This is a genomic window from Paraburkholderia megapolitana (assembly GCF_007556815.1).
Classification (GTDB): domain Bacteria; phylum Pseudomonadota; class Gammaproteobacteria; order Burkholderiales; family Burkholderiaceae; genus Paraburkholderia; species Paraburkholderia megapolitana.
Genome location: NZ_CP041745.1, coordinates 2,468,273 through 2,485,594, shown reverse-complemented (window position 1 = coordinate 2,485,594; position 17,322 = coordinate 2,468,273). Strand labels below are relative to the sequence as shown.

Annotated in this window: 15 protein-coding genes; 10 read left to right on the top strand and 5 right to left on the bottom strand. The window is 62.9% G+C overall.

What is annotated here, in order from left to right; genetic code table 11:
• Positions 1–91 precede the first annotated feature (91 nt).
• A complete protein-coding gene (uraH, locus tag FNZ07_RS24315; RefSeq protein ID WP_091013613.1) occupies positions 92–445 on the bottom strand; it encodes a hydroxyisourate hydrolase in 354 nt (117 codons plus the stop codon).
• A gap of 528 nt (positions 446–973) precedes the next feature.
• Between uraH and FNZ07_RS24305 the strand changes: the two genes are divergently transcribed.
• Positions 974–2,359 carry an 8-oxoguanine deaminase gene (locus FNZ07_RS24305; RefSeq protein ID WP_245811517.1) on the top strand — a complete coding sequence of 462 codons (1,386 nt, stop codon included), beginning with the start codon at positions 974–976 and terminating at the stop codon, positions 2,357–2,359.
• A gap of 153 nt (positions 2,360–2,512) precedes the next feature.
• Here FNZ07_RS24305 and FNZ07_RS24300 read toward each other — a convergent pair whose 3' ends face one another.
• Complete coding sequence (locus FNZ07_RS24300; RefSeq protein ID WP_091013606.1) at positions 2,513–3,445, bottom strand: LysR substrate-binding domain-containing protein; 933 nt, start codon at positions 3,443–3,445, stop codon at positions 2,513–2,515.
• Positions 3,446–3,694: 249 nt separating this feature from the next.
• On the opposite strand from FNZ07_RS24300, the gene FNZ07_RS24295 reads away from it, so the two are divergent.
• The 4 genes from FNZ07_RS24295 to FNZ07_RS24280 all read left to right on the top strand — a co-directional run bounded on the left by FNZ07_RS24295 (position 3,695) and on the right by FNZ07_RS24280 (position 8,583).
• Positions 3,695–5,308 carry an ABC transporter ATP-binding protein gene (locus FNZ07_RS24295; RefSeq protein ID WP_091013602.1) on the top strand — a complete coding sequence of 538 codons (1,614 nt, stop codon included), beginning with the start codon at positions 3,695–3,697 and terminating at the stop codon, positions 5,306–5,308.
• Between the two features lie 61 nt (positions 5,309–5,369).
• Entirely contained in the window at positions 5,370–6,485 is a 1,116-nt protein-coding gene (locus FNZ07_RS24290) for an ABC transporter permease (RefSeq protein ID WP_091013597.1), read from the top strand.
• A 19-nt stretch (positions 6,486–6,504) separates the two neighbouring features.
• Positions 6,505–7,434, top strand: a complete 930-nt coding sequence (locus FNZ07_RS24285; RefSeq protein WP_091013594.1) for an ABC transporter permease — start codon at positions 6,505–6,507, stop codon at positions 7,432–7,434.
• Positions 7,435–7,488: 54 nt separating this feature from the next.
• Positions 7,489–8,583, top strand: coding sequence for a BMP family ABC transporter substrate-binding protein (locus FNZ07_RS24280; protein WP_091013590.1), 1,095 nt, complete (start codon positions 7,489–7,491; stop codon positions 8,581–8,583).
• A 40-nt stretch (positions 8,584–8,623) separates the two neighbouring features.
• Here FNZ07_RS24280 and FNZ07_RS24275 read toward each other — a convergent pair whose 3' ends face one another.
• Positions 8,624–9,190: a YdcF family protein gene (locus FNZ07_RS24275; protein WP_091013586.1), complete on the bottom strand. Its 567-nt coding sequence runs from the start codon at positions 9,188–9,190 to the stop codon at positions 8,624–8,626.
• A gap of 259 nt (positions 9,191–9,449) precedes the next feature.
• Between FNZ07_RS24275 and FNZ07_RS24270 the strand changes: the two genes are divergently transcribed.
• Complete coding sequence (locus FNZ07_RS24270; protein WP_091013583.1) at positions 9,450–11,042, top strand: ABC-F family ATPase; 1,593 nt, start codon at positions 9,450–9,452, stop codon at positions 11,040–11,042.
• A gap of 47 nt (positions 11,043–11,089) precedes the next feature.
• Here the strand turns inward: FNZ07_RS24270 and FNZ07_RS24265 are convergent, their stop codons facing one another.
• Positions 11,090–11,293, bottom strand: coding sequence for a DUF1289 domain-containing protein (locus FNZ07_RS24265; RefSeq protein WP_091013579.1), 204 nt, complete (start codon positions 11,291–11,293; stop codon positions 11,090–11,092).
• An 86-nt stretch (positions 11,294–11,379) separates the two neighbouring features.
• Positions 11,380–12,684, bottom strand: a complete 1,305-nt coding sequence (locus FNZ07_RS24260) for an Nramp family divalent metal transporter (RefSeq protein ID WP_091013574.1) — start codon at positions 12,682–12,684, stop codon at positions 11,380–11,382.
• A 511-nt stretch (positions 12,685–13,195) separates the two neighbouring features.
• Between FNZ07_RS24260 and FNZ07_RS24255 the strand changes: the two genes are divergently transcribed.
• The 4 genes from FNZ07_RS24255 to FNZ07_RS24240 all read left to right on the top strand — a co-directional run bounded on the left by FNZ07_RS24255 (position 13,196) and on the right by FNZ07_RS24240 (position 17,315).
• Complete coding sequence (locus FNZ07_RS24255) at positions 13,196–14,296, top strand: polyamine ABC transporter substrate-binding protein (RefSeq protein ID WP_091013570.1); 1,101 nt, start codon at positions 13,196–13,198, stop codon at positions 14,294–14,296.
• A 117-nt stretch (positions 14,297–14,413) separates the two neighbouring features.
• Complete coding sequence (locus tag FNZ07_RS24250) at positions 14,414–15,568, top strand: ABC transporter ATP-binding protein (protein ID WP_170275830.1); 1,155 nt, start codon at positions 14,414–14,416, stop codon at positions 15,566–15,568.
• A complete protein-coding gene (locus FNZ07_RS24245; RefSeq protein WP_091013566.1) occupies positions 15,565–16,497 on the top strand; it encodes an ABC transporter permease subunit in 933 nt (310 codons plus the stop codon). Before FNZ07_RS24250 ends, FNZ07_RS24245 begins: the two co-directional genes overlap by 4 nt.
• Positions 16,494–17,315, top strand: coding sequence for an ABC transporter permease subunit (locus FNZ07_RS24240; protein ID WP_091013561.1), 822 nt, complete (start codon positions 16,494–16,496; stop codon positions 17,313–17,315). The genes FNZ07_RS24245 and FNZ07_RS24240 overlap by 4 nt, the downstream gene beginning before the upstream one ends.
• The last annotated feature ends 7 nt before the right edge of the window (positions 17,316–17,322 follow it).

Genomic DNA, 17,322 nt, shown 5'->3' with positions numbered 1-17,322 from the left:
TGCGGTTGCCGTTCTGATCCAGCCGTCCGTCAGCGTTCAGCAGGTGTCTCCTCGTCATCTGCAAAATGCACGGACGGTGACCGGCCTTGTGTCAGCTACCGCGATACGTGCTGTATGACCACGGCGACACGAGCAGCGGCACGTGATAGTGCGAACCCGCATCGGCGATGCCGAAGCGCAGCACGACACGATCGACGAAGCGCGGCTGCGGCAACTGCGCGCCCGTGGCGGCAAAGTAGTCGCCGGCATGGAACACGAGTTCGTATTCGCCGGCCACGAAGGCATCGTCTGCCAGCAACGGTGCGTCGCAGCGGCCATCGTGGTTAGTGACGGTGGTTTTCAGCAGGCGGCGCGTGTCGCCGGCCAGTGCGTAGAGTTCGACCTTGACGCCGGCGCCGGGCCGGCCGTTCGCGGTGTCGAGCACGTGGGTAGTGAGCTTTCCCATTCGCAATTTTCCTTGTATCGATGCGAGGTTTCAGCGACGGCCCGATCCATGATGCGTGTGCGGCGGATCGAGGCTCCACGTCAGTGGCTACATACCCGTCGGCGGATCGAAGCGAGCGCCGTGGCAGCCATTGTAAAAAGGATGAACGCATTCGCGCACGAGCGATAGGAAAGATAAAGCCTGACGCATGACAGCCCGCTGAAAGCTGGATCGCACCGGAGCCGTATGACGACGCGGTTTATGCGTTTTACCGATCGTACCGGCGCCAGAATGACCCACTATATCGGCAGCGTGAATCCCGGTATCGCACCGGTGCGTGTTGTCAGCGCAATTTTGGCCCGCGAAGGTTATGCCCATGCGCAGCCCCGCTGCGTGTCCCGAAGACGGCGCAGCACGCCGGGTAACCGGGCCCCCGGCGTCTGAACGGACGCGGCGGCACGGTGCGTGCTCGCCCCATCGCGTTCGGTGCGCCTCGCACCCGTCGCTGAGGCAATTCGCCGGAGCGGCATGAATCAGGCGGAGAAACGAATGACGATGGCGCAGCAAAACACCCGCGGCAGAACGATGCTGGTCAAACATGCCGATGTGCTCGTGACGATGGATGGCGCACGACGCGAGTTGCGCGACGGCGGCCTGTATATCGAAGACAACCGGATCGTCGCGGTCGGCCCGACAGCCGAATTGCCGCAAACAGCGGACGACGTGCTCGACCTGCACGGGCACCTGGTGATACCGGGGCTCGTCAACACGCACCACCACATGTATCAGAGCCTGACGCGGGCGATCCCGGCCGCGCAGGACGCCGAGCTGTTCGGCTGGCTGACGAGCCTCTACAAGGTGTGGGCGCATCTGACGCCCGAGATGATCGAGGTATCGACGCTGACGGCGATGGCCGAGTTGCTGCTGTCCGGTTGCACGACGTCCAGTGATCATCTGTATATCTATCCGAACGGCAGCCGGCTCGACGACAGCATCGCCGCCGCGCAGCGCATCGGTATGCGCTTTCATGCGAGTCGCGGCAGCATGAGTGTGGGACAGAAAGACGGGGGATTGCCGCCGGATTCGGTGGTCGAGCGCGAGGCGGACATCCTGAAGGATACGCAGCGGCTCATCGAGACATATCACGACGAGGGCCGCTACGCGATGCTGCGGGTGGTGGTTGCGCCGTGTTCGCCGTTTTCGGTGAGCCGCGACCTGATGCGCGAATCGGCGGCGCTGGCTCGGCAGTATGGTGTGTCGCTGCATACGCATCTCGCGGAGAACGTGAACGACATCGCGTACAGCCGCGAGAAGTTCGGTATGACACCGGCCGAATACGCCGAGGATCTCGGTTGGGTCGGGCGCGATGTGTGGCATGCGCACTGTGTCCAGCTCGACGATGCAGGGATTGCGTTGTTTGCGCGGACCGGCACCGGCGTGGCGCACTGTCCGTGCTCGAACATGCGACTGGCGTCGGGCATCGCGCCGGTTAAACGAATGCGGCTGGCCGGCGTGCCGGTTGGGCTTGGGGTGGACGGTTCGGCATCGAACGATGGCGCGCAGATGGTTGCCGAAGTGCGTCAGGCATTGCTGCTGCAGCGCGTCGGTTTTGGGCCCGATGCGATGACCGCGCGCGAAGCGCTCGAAATCGCGACGCTCGGTGGCGCACGGGTGCTCAATCGCGACGATATCGGTGCGCTCGCGCCCGGCATGGCCGCCGATTTCGTCGCGTTCGATCTGCGCCAGCCGCTCTTTGCCGGCGCGTTGCACGACCCGGTTGCGGCGCTGGTGTTCTGCGCGCCGTCGCAGGTGGCCTATAGCGTGATCGGTGGGCGTGTCGTCGTGAAGGAGGGGAGGCTGACGACGCTCGATCTAGGGCCGGTGATCGAGCGACACAACGGGCTTGCGCGGACGCTGTATCAGGCGGCTGCGTAGCTACGATAGTCATTCAGCGTACGAGTGAGTGGCACAACCGGCTCACTCAGACGCTGTATCAGGTGGTTGCGCAACCAGGACTGAAGGACTGCGCGCAAGCACGCTGTCCGTCTTGCCGATGGGAGCCCGCGTAACAATGAACGCGGGCTCGCGTCAGGGTTTATCGATCAACGTCCGAGTCGCCTCGGCAACAAGCCCGCGCAGCCAGCGAACTTCGTCGGAGTAATGGCAGCGCTCGTGCCACAACTGGTAGTACTGCATCGGTGGAAAGTCGAGCGGCGCGGGTACGACCGTGAGCGGCAAGAACTTCGAGTAGTGATCGGCGAAGAGCCGCGTCGTCGTGAAGATCAGATCCGATTTAACGAGCACGTACGGCGCGAGATTGAAGTACGGCAGCGTAACGACGACGTGGCGCTTGAGCCGCTCGCGTGCGAGGTGCACGTCGATTGCGCCGCGCTGGCCGACCGAATAGGGCGTCGGTGCGAGGTGCGGCGCGTTCAGGTACTGATCGAGTGTGAGGCCGCCACGTTTGGCGTACGGGTGCGCGCTGCTCATCAGGCAGACGATCTGATCGACGAACAGGTTCGACAGATGCAGTTGCTCGGGCGGCTCGGGCCAGTTACCGACGACGATATCGAGCTTGCCGTCTTCGAGCGCGAGTTCGTAGTCGAAGGCGGGCCCAAGCGAATGGAATTCGAGTGTCGCGTTGGGTGCGGCCTGGCGGAAACGCTCGACGACGGTCGGCACGAACAGCACGTTCAGATAGTCCGGGCAACCGATGCGATAACAGCGGATCGACGTCGCCGGATCGAAGTTGTGCTGCTGGAACTTGATGCGCTCGATTTCGCGCAGCGCATTCTGCACCGGCTCGAGCAGGCGCAGACCGTACTCGGTAGGCACCATGCCGGATTTGCCGCGCACGAGCAGCGGGTCGCCGGTGATGTCGCGCAACCGGCGCAGCGCCGCGCTGATAGCCGGTTGGGACTGGTTGAGTTTGACGGCGGCGCGCGTCACGCTGCGCTCCATCAGCAGGGTGTGCAAGACCCGCAGTAAGTAGGTGTCGATCGCCTCGCGTTGCTGGCTCATGACTTCTCCGATTATATGTAAAGGCTGATCGAGGGTGCTGTGGGGTATATGCGTTTTAATATAGACACAAAGCCACGTCAAGGGTGGCTAACCCGGAAAGCGTGCTGTGGCGCGGCTTTGCGCGATTTTTGACGGCTCGACTGGCTGCGGCGAATTAGGTATTGTCGACCGGTTGCCGCAGTGCACACGAGGCTCTTCGGAGCGGCGGCGCAGGGCGGCAGACGGCGTATCGATGCACTACGGAATCCCATGGACGACTCTTCCCCTGCTTCATCTTCTTCTGCCGGCGGCCCGGCCGCGGCGCCGTCGACACCCGCTCCGCGGCTCGCGCTGACGGGCATCAGCAAGCAGTACCCGGCCGTGCGCGCCAACGACGACGTCACGCTCACCGTCGCAGCCGGCGAGATCCACGCGGTGCTCGGCGAGAACGGCGCCGGCAAGAGCACGCTGATGAAGATCATCTACGGCGCGGTGCGTCCCGATGCCGGCGAGATCCGCTGGGAAGGCGAAACCGTCGAGATCGCGAGTCCGGCGGCCGCGCGCAAGCTCGGCATCGGCATGGTGTTCCAGCACTTCTCGCTGTTCGAGACACTGACGGTCGGCGAGAACATCGCACTCGCGCTCGATGAACCGTTCGACCTCAAGACACTTGGCAAACGCATCCGCGAAGTCTCCGCCGACTACGGCCTCGATATCGATCCGCAGCGCCACGTGCATAGCCTGACGGTGGGCGAGCGGCAACGCGTCGAGATCGTCCGCTGTCTGCTGCAGAACCCGCGTCTGCTGATCATGGACGAACCGACCTCGGTGTTGACGCCGCAGGCGGTGCGCAAGCTGTTTGAGACGTTGCGGCGGCTCGCGGCCGAAGGCTGCAGCATCCTTTACATCAGTCACAAGCTCGACGAAATCCAGGCGCTGTGCGACAGCGCGACCGTGATGCGCGGCGGCCGCGTAACGGGCCGCGTGACGCCGCGCGACGAAACGCATGCGTCGCTTGCGCAATTGATGGTCGGCCATTCGTTGCCCGATTACACGCGCCGTGCGCACACGCCGGGCAACGTATTGCTCGAGGTGAGGCAGCTCTCTGTGGCGAGCGCCGATCCGTTCGGCACCTCGCTCGACAATGTGTCGCTCGCGGTGCACGGCGGCGAGATCTTCGGCATTGCGGGTGTGTCGGGCAACGGCCAGGCGGAACTGCTCGCCGCGCTGTCGGGCGAAGCGCGCAGTTCGCAAGCGGATGCGATTGAGATCTGCGGCCAGCCGGCAGGGCGACTCGGTGCAGGTGCGCGGCGGGCGCTCGGCTTTGCGTTCGTGCCCGAGGAGCGGCTCGGGCGCGGCGCCGTGCCAGCGATGTCGCTTGCGGAAAACGCGTTGCTCACCGCGCATCGCGAGAAGATGGTCCGGTCGGGCTGGATCGATGCGCGCGCAATGAAAGCGTTCGCGCAGCGTTGCATCGCGGCGTTCGACGTGCGCTGCGCCGGCCCCGATGCGCTTGCGCAAAGTCTGTCGGGGGGCAACCTGCAGAAGTACATCGTCGGCCGCGAGATGCTCCAGGCGCCGAAGGTGCTGGTCGTCGCGCAGCCTACGTGGGGCGTCGACGTCGGCGCGGCGGCGTTCATCCGTCAGCAGTTGCTCGATCTGTCGGCGCGCGGCGTAGCGATCCTCGTGATCTCCGAAGAACTCGAAGAACTGTTCGACATCTGCGACCGCGTGGCCGTGCTCGCGCGCGGACGTCTTTCGCCGGTGCGCCGGTGCGGCGACACGAATGCCGAAGAGATCGGCCGCTGGATGGCGGGCCTGTTCGGCGAGCGCGACAGCGCAACGTTGCCGCCGTCACCGCCCGGCGAACCAGCGCACGCATGACCCCGCACATGAAAGCACACAGCGCACAGACAGATAACGACACGCTCACCACACCGACCTCATGATCCCTCCGTATCGACTCGAAGCGCGCACCTCGCCGTCCCGCGCGATGCAGCTCGCCGTCCCGCTGATCGCCGCACTGCTGACGCTCGTGATCGGCTTTCTGATTTTCGGCCTGGTGGGCCGCGACCCCGTGCAGGCGATGCACGCGTTCTTTATCGAACCGCTGTCGAGCATCAACGGCTGGACCGAACTGCTGCTAAAGGCGTCGCCGTTGTGTCTGATCGGTCTCGGTCTCGCAATCGGTTATCGCGCGAACGTCTGGAACATCGGCGCGGAAGGGCAGATGCTGCTCGGCGGAATTGCTGCGAGCGGTGTCGCGATCTACTTCGATCAGGCGAGCGGCTGGTGGATCCTGCCGACGATGATGCTGGCCGGTGTAATCGGCGGCATGGCGTGGGCCGCGATTCCCGCGCTGCTGAAGAGCCGCTTCAACACCAATGAAATCCTCACGAGCCTGATGCTCACGTATGTCGCCACGCAACTGCTGATCTATCTGGTGAGCGGCCCGTGGCGCGACCCGCAGGGGATGAATTTTCCGCTGTCGGAGATGTTCTCTGGCGACGCGCTCTATCCGACCTTCGCCGGCGACTGGCACTGGAAATTCCTGCGCGGCACGCGGCTCAACGCGTCGATCTTCATCACGCTGGTCGCGATTCCGCTCGTGTGGCTCTTCATGCGTAAAAGCTTTGCGGGCTTCCGCATGAACGTCGGCGGTCTTGCGCCGCTGGCCGCGCGATACGCAGGCTTCTCGGATCGCCGCACGATCTGGACGTCGCTGCTGATCAGCGGCGGGCTGGCTGGGCTGGCCGGCATGGGCGAGATCGCGGGGCCGATCGGGCAACTGCAAGCGACGTGGTCGCCGGGCTATGGTTTCACTGCGATCATCGTCGTGTTCGTCGGCCGGCTGCATCCGTTCGGTATCGTGCTCGCCAGCCTGTTGATGGCGTTGTTGTACCTAGGCGGCGAAGCGGTGCAGACGTCGATGCAGCTGCCGCAGGCGCTGTCCGGCGTGTTCCAGGGGTTGCTGCTGTTCTGCCTGCTCGGTGCCGACCTGTTCGTGAATTACCGCGTGCGTCGCCGCCATACGGCCGCGCACGTTCCGCACGCCCACTGACTTCTCCAACACGACTCTCATGGATATCCAGCAAGCCAGTGCATTGACTTCGAGCGCCGTGACCGCAGCGATTCCGCTGATGTTCGCCGGCGCGGGCGAACTCGTCGCGGAGAAATCGGGGGTACTCAACCTTGGCGTCGAAGGGATGATGCTGATGGGCGCGGTGAGCGGCTATGCGGTCACCGCAATCACGGGCAACCCGTGGCTCGGCGTGATGGCGGCGATCGCGGCAGGCGTGGCCATGTCGCTGCTATTCGCATTTCTCACACTGACGATGATGGCGAACCAGGTCGCAACCGGCCTGTCGCTGACGATCTTCGGCATCGGTTTGTCCGCGTATGTCGGCAAGCCGTACACATCGGCGGCTGTGCGCGTGACGATCGATGCGTGGCCGATTCCACTGCTCTCGAAAATTCCGGTCCTCGGTCCCGCGTTTTTCAGTCTGACGCCACTCGATTACCTCGCGTTCGCGATGTTCGCTGTGATCGGCTGGTTCCTGTACCGCACGCGTGCGGGTCTCGTGCTGCGCTCGGTGGGCGAGTCGCCACAGGTTGCGCATTCGGTGGGCTTCCCGGTGGTCGGCGTGCGCTATGGCGCGGTGCTGTTTGGCGGCGGCATGGCGGGACTCGCGGGCGGCTACTACTCGATCGTCAATCTGCATCTGTGGCAGGAGCAGCTCACGTCGGGGCGCGGCTGGATCGCGCTCGCGCTCGTCGTGTTCGCGACGTGGCGCCCGGGGCGTCTGCTGATCGGCGCGTTGCTGTTCGGTGCCGTGACGGGCCTGCAGTTCTACGCACAGGCGATCGGCGTGCCTGTGCCGACGCAGTTTCTCGCGATGCTGCCGTACCTCGCGACGATCGTCGTGCTGGTGCTGATCTCGCGCAACCCGAACACGATCCGGCTGAACGCGCCGGCTTCGCTCGGCAAACCGTTTTTCGCCGCAGGCTGAGTGCATCTGGATAACAACGATCTGACAATTAACGACATCACTGGAGAAAACACAATGAGAAGAAAACTGCTGACCACGTTCGCGCTCGCGGCCGCATCGCTGAGTCTTGGCGCAACGCTTGCACAACAACCGGCACAGGCCGCCGACGCACCTGGCGTCGCCTTCGTCTACCTGGGCAACCCGGGCGACGCCGGCTGGACCTTCGCCCACGATCAGGGTTCGAAAGAAGCCGAAGCGCAGTTCGGCAGCAAGATCAAGATCACGCGGATCGAAAACGTGCCCGAATCCGCCGACTCCGAACGCGTCTTCCGCGATCTCGCGAACAAGGGCAACAAGATCATCATCGGTTCGAGCTTCGGCTACCAGGACTTCGAACTGAAGGTCGCGAAGGACTTTCCCGACACCGTGTTCCTGCACGCGACCGGCTACAAGAAAGCCGCGAACTTCGGCACCTATGACGTGCGCATGTACCAGGGTGCGTATCTCGCGGGCGTCGCGGCCGGTTATGTGACGAAGACCAACACGCTCGGTTTCGTCGCGTCGGTGCCGATCCCCGAGGTGGTCCGCAACATCAATGCGTACACGCTCGGCGCGCGCTCGGTGAATCCGAAGGTGCATACGAAGGTGATCTGGATCAACAGCTGGTTCGATCCAGGCAAGGAAAAACAGGCTGCCGAAACGCTGATCGGGCAGGGCGCCGACGTGCTGTTGCAGAACACCGATTCAAGCGCGACGCTGGCCACCGCTTCGGAGAAACACGTGCATGCGTTCGGCTGGGACTCGGACATGAAGAAGTTCGGTCCTGACGCGCATCTCGGCTCGGTGGTCGGACATTGGGGCGTGTACTACACGGCGGCGATCCAGCAGGTGCTCGACGGCAAATGGAAGAACGATCCGGTGTGGTGGGGCATTCCGCAGAAAGCCGTCAATCTCGAAGACCTGAATACCGGTGTCCTCTCCGCAGCCGCGCAGAAGGACGTCGAAGCGAAGCGTGCGCAAATCGCGAGCGCGAAGTGGGATGTGTTCACCGGTCCGATCAAGGATCAGACCGGTGCGGTGAAGGTTCCGGCGGGCAAGACGCTGGCCGATGCGGAACTGCAGCGGCTCAACTGGTATGTCGAGGGCGTCGACGGGGTGCTGCCGAAGTAACGCCGGCATACCCCTCGGGCAGCATCTCCCGCGCGTGGATCTAGCTTGGGCGGATGCTGTACCAGAAGTAGGCGGGGACTTCGCGTGCCACGGAATAGATATCGCGGAGTTCCCAGAACCGCGGATACGTGCCACTTACGTCGCGTACGCCGAAGCGTTTGAGAGCAAGCGTGGTCCTGGGCAGGTGGAAGTATTGCGTCACCACGACGGCGCTGAACAGTCCCCGGCTGCGCATGAAGGCGCTTGCGTGACGGGCGGTGCTCCATGTATCGCCGCCCGTGCTATCCACCACGATCTTGTCGGGCGGCACGCCGTGGCCTACCAGGTAGGCGCGCATGGCCAGCGCCTCGTTCGTGCCGGATGGATCGATGCCGCCGCTCACGAAGAGTAGCCCGCACTGGCTTTGCTGATAGCACTGCAGCGCCGTGTCCAGCCTCGCTGCGAGCCTCGGTGACGGGGTGCCGTCGCGCTGCACCGCGTTGCCCAGCACGACGCCGACATCGGCGGGCTGAGCATGCGTGAGCAATCCCGCTGAAGCCAGCACAATGCCCCCCAGCAGCCACAGGCAAACGACGATACCGAGTGCTCTCCGGATTCTTGTGGGCATGGGCCTGGGTGTTGTTTTGGTGCGGTTCATGGCTGTCACCACCAGGTCACCGGGCTGGCCGATCGTTCGGCCGTGTGTGCAGGATTGGTTTTCATACTTGAACTTGATTGAGTCGTCGTCATTTCCATATTTCAGATGATGTGGGGTATCGCCCAGGCGTCGGTAGCGGTGAACCGGGCTGCCGCCCAACCTGAACCGTTCACGAGAACCTGCTAAAATACCCGGTTTTTCGCCGTACTACCTTTCAAAGGGACGCGCTGTGCTGTCTACCGCCAACATCACCATGCAATTCGGGCCGAAGCCCCTCTTCGAGAACATCTCGGTCAAATTCGGGGAAGGGAACCGCTATGGCCTGATTGGGGCGAACGGCTGCGGCAAGTCCACGTTCATGAAGATCCTCGGCAGCGACCTGGAGTCGAGTTCGGGCACCGTGATGCTCGAACCGAATATCCGCCTCGGCAAGCTGCGCCAGGACCAGTTTGCGTACGAAGACGTACGGGTGCTCGACGTCGTCATGATGGGCCACACCGAGATGTGGGCCGCGATGACCGAGCGCGACGCAATCTACGCGAACCCGGATGCCACCGACGACGACTACATGCACGCCGCCGAACTCGAAGCGAAGTTCTCCGAGTACGACGGCTACACGGCCGAAGCGCGCGCGGGCGAACTGCTGCTCGGCATCGGTATTGCCATCGACCTGCACAACGGCCCGATGAGCAACGTCGCGCCCGGCTGGAAACTGCGCGTGCTGCTCGCACAGGCGCTGTTCTCGAAGCCCGATGTGCTGCTGCTCGACGAGCCGACCAACAACCTCGACATCAACTCGATCCGCTGGCTGGAAGACGTGCTCAACCAGTACAACTCGACGATGATCATCATCTCGCACGATCGACACTTCCTGAACCAGGTCTGCACGCACATGGCCGACATGGACTTCGGCACGCTGAAGGTCTATCCGGGCAACTACGACGACTACATGCTGGCGAGCACGCAGGCGCGCGAGCGTCAGCAGAGCGCCAACGCGAAGGCCAAGGAACGCGTGGCCGACCTGCAGGACTTCGTGCGCCGCTTCTCGGCGAACAAGTCGAAGGCCCGTCAGGCCACTAGCCGCATGAAGATGATCGACAAGATCAAGATCGAGGAATTCAAGCCGTCGTCGCGGCAGAACCCGTTTATCCGCTTCGAGTACGAGAAGAAGCTGCATAACATCGCCGTCGTCGCGGAGAAGATCACCAAGAAGTACGACCGCACGATCTTCAACAACTTCAGCATCAGCGTGCAGCCGGGCGAGCGCATCGCGATCATCGGCGAGAACGGCGCGGGCAAGACGACGTTGCTGCGTACGCTGAGGGGCAACCTCAAGGTCGATCACGGCACGATCAAGTGGGCCGAGAACGCGAACCTCGGCTACATGCCGCAGGACACCTATGAGGAATTCCCGGACGACGTCACGCTGATGGAGTGGATCGACGGTTATCGCCAGGAAGGCGACGACGAACAGTCGGTGCGCGGCACGCTCGGCCGGCTGCTGTTCAACGCGGACGATATCCGCAAGTCGGTGAAGGTGCTGTCGGGCGGCGAGAAGGGCCGCATGATCTGGGGCAAGCTCATGCTCGGCCGTCACAACGTGCTGCTGATGGACGAGCCGACCAACCACATGGACATGGAATCGATCGAGTCGCTGCAGATCGCGCTCGAGAAATACGAAGGCACGCTGATCTTCGTGTCGCACGATCGCGAGTTCGTGAATGGCTTGGCCAATCGCATCATTGAAGTGAAGACGGATGGCACGTTGAATGACTTTGGTGGGAATTACGAGGATTTCCTCGCTAGCCAGGGTGTGGAGTAAGCACACCGACCGGCGGCGAGGTTGCTCATGTGACCCACGCCGCCGCGTTACAGCTTGTCGTACTGAAACCGCATCGCAGTACCTTCACGCTGAATACGCTCCCACACCGCGCGTTTTTCGTCGTCGGTCATGAAGACCCAGTTCGCTACTTCGCCGGCCGTCCGGCCGCAGCCCTTGCAGATTTCGTCGAAAAGCGTCGAGCAGACGCCGATGCAGGGGCTGTCGGGAAGTGCGTGAAGATTGGATGCCATCGAAGACCTTGAAGCTGGAAGCGAAAAAACGGGAACGTCCCGCTATGTTAAACGAAAGGACGCGGGCGCCTGCGTGAAGAAACAGCTCATGACCCGGTCGCAACCTGCCAGACCAGCACCCCATTGAGCACGAGGATCGCCACGGCGCAAAGCCACGCGAGCAGCAGCGGCACACCGCGCACGCGCCAGTCGTGCATCAACAGCGGATCGGACGCATAACGGATCAGCGGCACCACGGCTAGCGGCAATTGCAGGCTCAGCACAACCTGGCTCGCCACGAGCAACTGGTTCGAACCATGCGGACCGAACAGCGCAACTGCCAGCAGCGCAGGCCCCATTGCGAGCGCCCGGGTCAGCAACGCACGTTGCCAGCGCGGCAGCCGCAGCCGCAAAAAACCTTCCATCACGACCTGGCCGGCCAGCGTCCCCGTCACCGTGGCGTTCAGCCCGCAGGCGAGTAGCGCCGCCGCAAACAGGATGCTGGCCCAGCGCGACCCGACGATCGGCGCGATCAGCCGGTGCGCGTCGGCGAGATCGGTCACGTTGCGATGGCCGTTCGCGTAGAACACGGCGGCCGCGAGTATCAGCAGCGCCGCGTTGATCACGAACGCAAACGACAGCGAGCCGAAAGTATCGAAGTTCACGCCGCGTAGTGCATGGGCGATTTCCGCCCGGGTGCCACCGGGCGCATGTTGCTTGACGAGCGCCGAGTGCAGGTAAAGGTTGTGCGGCATCACCGTCGCGCCGAGAATTCCGGCCGCGAGCCAGACCATTCCGGCGTTGCGCAGCAGCTCGCTACTTGGCACGGTGCCGGCGAGCGCCGCGTGCCAGTCGGGTCTGGCGAGCGCGAGTTCGACGACGAAGCACATCCCGACGAACAGAATCAGTAAGACGACGACGGCTTCAAGCGTGCGCCTGCCGTACTGCTGAAGTGCGAGCATCGCGAGCGTGCCGACCGCCGATAACAACACCCCGACCGTCAGCGACACGCCGAGCAACAGTTGCAGCGCCACCGCGCTGCCGACCACTTCGGCGACATCGCACGCGATGATCGCGATTTCGCTGGTGATCCACAGGAAGACCGTCGCCGCGCGGCTATTGCGTTCACGGCATAACTGCGCCAGATCGCGCCCGGTGACGAGGCCGAGTCGCGACGAGATCCATTGCAGCAGCATCGCCATCAGGCTCGATAGCAGCACGACGCTGAGCAACCTGTAGCCGTAGCTCGCACCGCCGGCCAGCGCGGTAGCCCAATTGCCCGGGTCCATGTAGCCGACCGCGATCAGCGCTCCCGCCCCGACGAACGAAAACCAGTGCGCGGGCCGGCCCGGCTCGCCGCCCTGAGGCGGGCGGCGGCGATTCGGACGCAGCGCAAACGGGTTGGTATTCATCGCGAACCCTGGACGGTACAGCCGGTAAGCCGGTTTGGCGCAGGCAGCGGGCCCGACCGCGCGAGGTGTCGGGCGACCCGGTCAGGCCTATTGTGCCCTTCAACGCGGCTGCGAACATCGATTACCCTGCCGCGCGTGCGTCAATATGCATTGGCGATAAGCCGTCGGCGGGATATGGCGCGCGGACCGTTCACCGGCCCGGCAGGATGCTACCGGAGCGGGAGGTTTTTTTCCGGCTGGACACGCGCGCATAACCCGTTAAAATTGCGCCCGTTTTGCAGCGCGAGATTTACACGGCAAAGGCAAAAACCGGCACAGGAATGCAGCGGACCCAACAACGACAGGTCGCACGCCCTGTACTGTTTGTGCGACAGGAAGGTTTTTTCTTTGGCGCGCGCAGCAATTAATGGTAGTTTTCGAATTTTTCGGGGGTGCCGTGCGCGGACGCGCGGCATCGGCGACGTAAGTTACATGAGCGACCGGTTCGGGCCGGTCGGCAACGGAGAACAGGATGAAGAGACAGGTGATGGGCCGGCTGGCCGCGCTCGTATTGTGTGCGGCACCGTGGGTGACGGCGGCAGCGAAGGACACGCAGCTGAATGTGTACAACTGGTCGGATTACATCGCCAAGGACACAATCCCGAACTTCACCAAACAGACCGGCGTCAAGGTCCAGTACGACAACTACGACAGCGACGACACGCTGCAGGCCAAGCTCCTCACCGGCAATTCCGGTTACGACATTGTCGTACCGACCAGCAACTACGCAGGCAAGCAGATCGCAGCAGGCATCTTCGCGCCGCTCGACAAATCGAAGCTGCCGAATCTCAAGTATCTCGATCCCGCACTGATGGCGCTCATCGCCGGTGCAGATCCGGGCAACCAGTTCTCGGTGCCGTGGGCATATGGCACGACCGGTCTCGGCTACAACGTGACCAAGGCGCAAAAGCTGCTTGGCAGCAACGTGCCGCTCAACAGCTGGGACGTCCTGTTCAAGCCGGAAAACATCTCGAAGCTGAAGGCTTGCGGCGTGTCGCTGCTCGACGCACCGGACCAGGTGTTTGCCGCCGCGCTGCACTACATGGGCAAAGACCCGATGAGCACGAATCCGGACGACTATCGCGCGGCGCTCGCGATGATGAAGAAGATCCGTCCGTACATCACGCAGTTCAACTCGTCGGGTTATATCAACGATCTGGTCGGTGGCGACATCTGCTTCGCGTACGGCTATTCGGGCGACGTGGTGATTGCGAAGCACCGCACGCTGGAAGCGAAGAAGCCGTACAAGGTCGAGTACTACATTCCGCAGGGCGGGGCGCCGGTGTGGTTCGACGTGATGGCGATTCCGAAGGACGCGAAGCACAAGGAAGCCGCGCTCGAATGGATCAACTACATCGAGACGCCGCAGGTGCACGCAGCGATCACGAATGCCGTCTACTACCCGAGTGCGAACGCCGAAGCGCGCAAGTACGTGGACAAGGACGTGGCGAACGATCCGGCCGTCTATCCGCCGCAGGACGTCGTCAAGACGCTGTTCCTGATGAAGCCGCTGCCGCCTGAAATCCAGCGTCTGCAGACCCGGCTCTGGACCGAATTCAAGTCCGGCCGCTGAAGCATCGATAGCGATAGCGGATCGCAGGAAACGGCCACGCAACTCCTGAAGCCCTCGGTACTCACCGGGGGCTTTGTTCGTCTAACGCAGCTGAGAAACAGGTAAAAGCAATCGATCATGAGTGACCAGTCGAGCTTGCCGGGCACGGCCGGCAGTGTCGTCGGTGGCGCCGCCGGGGGTGCCACCGATAACTTCGTGCAGATCGTCGACGTCGTGAAGAAATTCGGCGAGACGGTGGCCGTCAAAGAGGTCAACCTGTCCATCCGCAAGGGCGAGCTGTTCGCGCTGCTCGGCAGCTCGGGCTGCGGCAAGTCGACCCTGCTGCGCATGATGGCCGGTCTTGAGAGCGTCACGTCGGGCAAGATCCTGATCGATGGCGAAGACCTCGCGCAGTTGCCGCCGTACCGACGGCCGGTCAACATGATGTTCCAGTCGTATGCGTTGTTTCCGCACATGACGGTCGAGTCGAATGTCGCGTTCGGCCTGAAGCAGGAAGGCGTGCCGAAAGCGGAACTGAAAGACCGTGTGCAGAGCGCACTCGAACTCGTGCAGATGGCGCGCTATGCGAAGCGCAAACCGCATCAGCTGTCGGGTGGCCAGCAGCAGCGCGCGGCGCTCGCGCGCTCGCTGGTGAAGCGGCCGAAGTTGCTGCTGCTCGACGAGCCGATGTCCGCGCTCGATAAACAGATCCGTCAACGCACGCAGATCGAACTCGTCAACATTCTCGACAAGGTCGGCGTGACCTGCATGATGGTCACGCACGATCAGGAAGAAGCGATGACGATGGCTTCGCGTCTCGCGGTGATGAGCGAGGGCGAGATCATGCAGCTCGGTACGCCGCACGAAGTCTATGAGTTTCCGAACTGTCGTTTCTCGGCGGAGTTCATCGGCTCGACGAATCTGTTCGACGGGAATGTGGTCGAGGACGAGCCCGACCACGTGTTCATCGAAACCGCCGATCTGCCGACCCGCCTGTACGTGAGCCACGGCATCACCGGACCGCTTGGCATGCCGGTGACGATCTCGGTGCGTCCCGAGCGCATCGCGCTTACGCGCAAGCCGCCTGAGGGCACCTACAACTGGGGCAAGGGCGTTGTCTCGAACATCGCTTACATGGGCGGCTATTCGCTGTATCACGTGAAGCTCGACGGCGGCAAGACGGTGATCGCGAACGTCACGAGCCTCGCGCTCTCCGAGATCGACTCGCCGACCTGGGGCGACGAGGTCTACGTACGCTGGAGCGCATCGGCCGGTGTGGTGCTGACATCATGAAGCGCGCACTCGATGCTTTCATTGCGTGGCCGGTGCGGCGCTTCAACCTGAAGGGTAGCACCGCCGTCGTGGCGGGTCCGTTCATCTGGTTGTTGCTGTTCTTCCTCGTGCCGTTCCTGCTGGTCGTGAAGATCAGCTTCGCCGACCTGCGGCTCGGCATTCCGCCGTACACCGAACTGGTGACGTTGAAAGACGGCGTGGTCCAGTTCGCGTTCGATCTGTCGCACTACGCGTTCCTGCTGACCGACAGCCTGTACTTCGCGACCTATGTGAACTCGGTGGTGGTCGCGGCGATTTCGACGCTGCTGTGTCTGCTGCTCGGCTACCCGATGGCGTACTACATCGCGCGCTCGAATCCGGCTACGCGCAACATCCTGATGATGGCGGTGATGCTGCCATTCTGGACGTCGTTCCTGATCCGCGTGTATGCGTGGATCGGCATCCTCAAGAACAACGGCCTGTTGAACAATTTCCTGATGTCGATCGGTCTGATTCATACGCCGATCGAGCTGTATCACACGAACGCGGCCGTCTATATCGGCATGGTGTATTCGTACCTGCCGTTTCTCGTGATGCCGCTCTACGCGCACCTCGTCAAGATGGACATGACGCTGCTCGAAGCCGCCTACGATCTCGGCGCGAAGCCGTGGAAGGCGTTCTGGCAGATCACGCTGCCGCTGTCGAGAAACGGTGTGATCGCCGGTTGCCTGCTGGTGTTCATTCCGGCGGTGGGTGAGTACGTGATTCCGGAACTACTCGGCGGTGCGAATACGCTGATGATTGGCCGCGTCATGTGGAACGAGTTCTTCGACAATGCGGACTGGCCGATGGCATCTGCGGTGACGTGCGCGATGGTGTTGCTGCTGCTGGTGCCGATGGCGCTCTTCCAGTACTCGCAGGCGAAGGAACTGGGGGAGAAGCGTCGATGAAACCGAATCGCATCCTTCAGTTCATCGCGCTCGGGATCGGCTTTCTGTTCCTGTATGTGCCGATCGTCAGCCTCGTCGTCTATTCGTTCAACGAGTCGCAGCTCGTCACGGTCTGGACGCGGTTTTCGACGCGCTGGTATGCCGCGTTGTTGCAGGACGACGAGCTGATTGCGGCGGCGTGGCTGTCGCTGCGCATCGCGCTGCTGACCGCTTTCGCGTCGGTGTTCATCGGCACGTGGGCCGGCTTCGTGATGGCGCGCATGGGCCGCTTTCGCGGCTTCACGCTGTACACCGGGATGATCAACGCGCCGCTGGTGATCCCCGAGGTGATTCAGGGCATCTCGCTGCTGCTGCTCTTCATCGAAATGGAGAAGTGGTTTGGCTGGCCGGCGGGGCGCGGCATCTTCACGATCTGGATCGGTCACGTGATGCTGTGTATTTCCTACGTCGCGATCATCGTGCAGTCGCGTGTGCGTGAGCTGCATCCGTCGCTCGAAGAGGCTGCGCTCGATCTTGGCGCGACGCCGCTGCGCGTGTTCTTCGCGATCACGTTGCCGCTGATTTCGCAGGCGTTGATTGCGGGCTGGCTGCTGTCGTTCACGCTGTCAATCGACGATCTCGTGCTGTCGGCGTTTCTGTCCGGGCCCGGTTCGACGACGTTGCCACTGGTCGTGTTTTCGCGCGTGCGGCTTGGCTTGAATCCCGAGATGAATGCGCTCGCGACGCTGTTTATCGCCGTCGTGACCGCCGGTGTGATCATCGGGAATCATTTCATGCAGCGGGCGGAGAAGCGGCGGATGGCGGAGGCGGTGGGATAGGCACTAC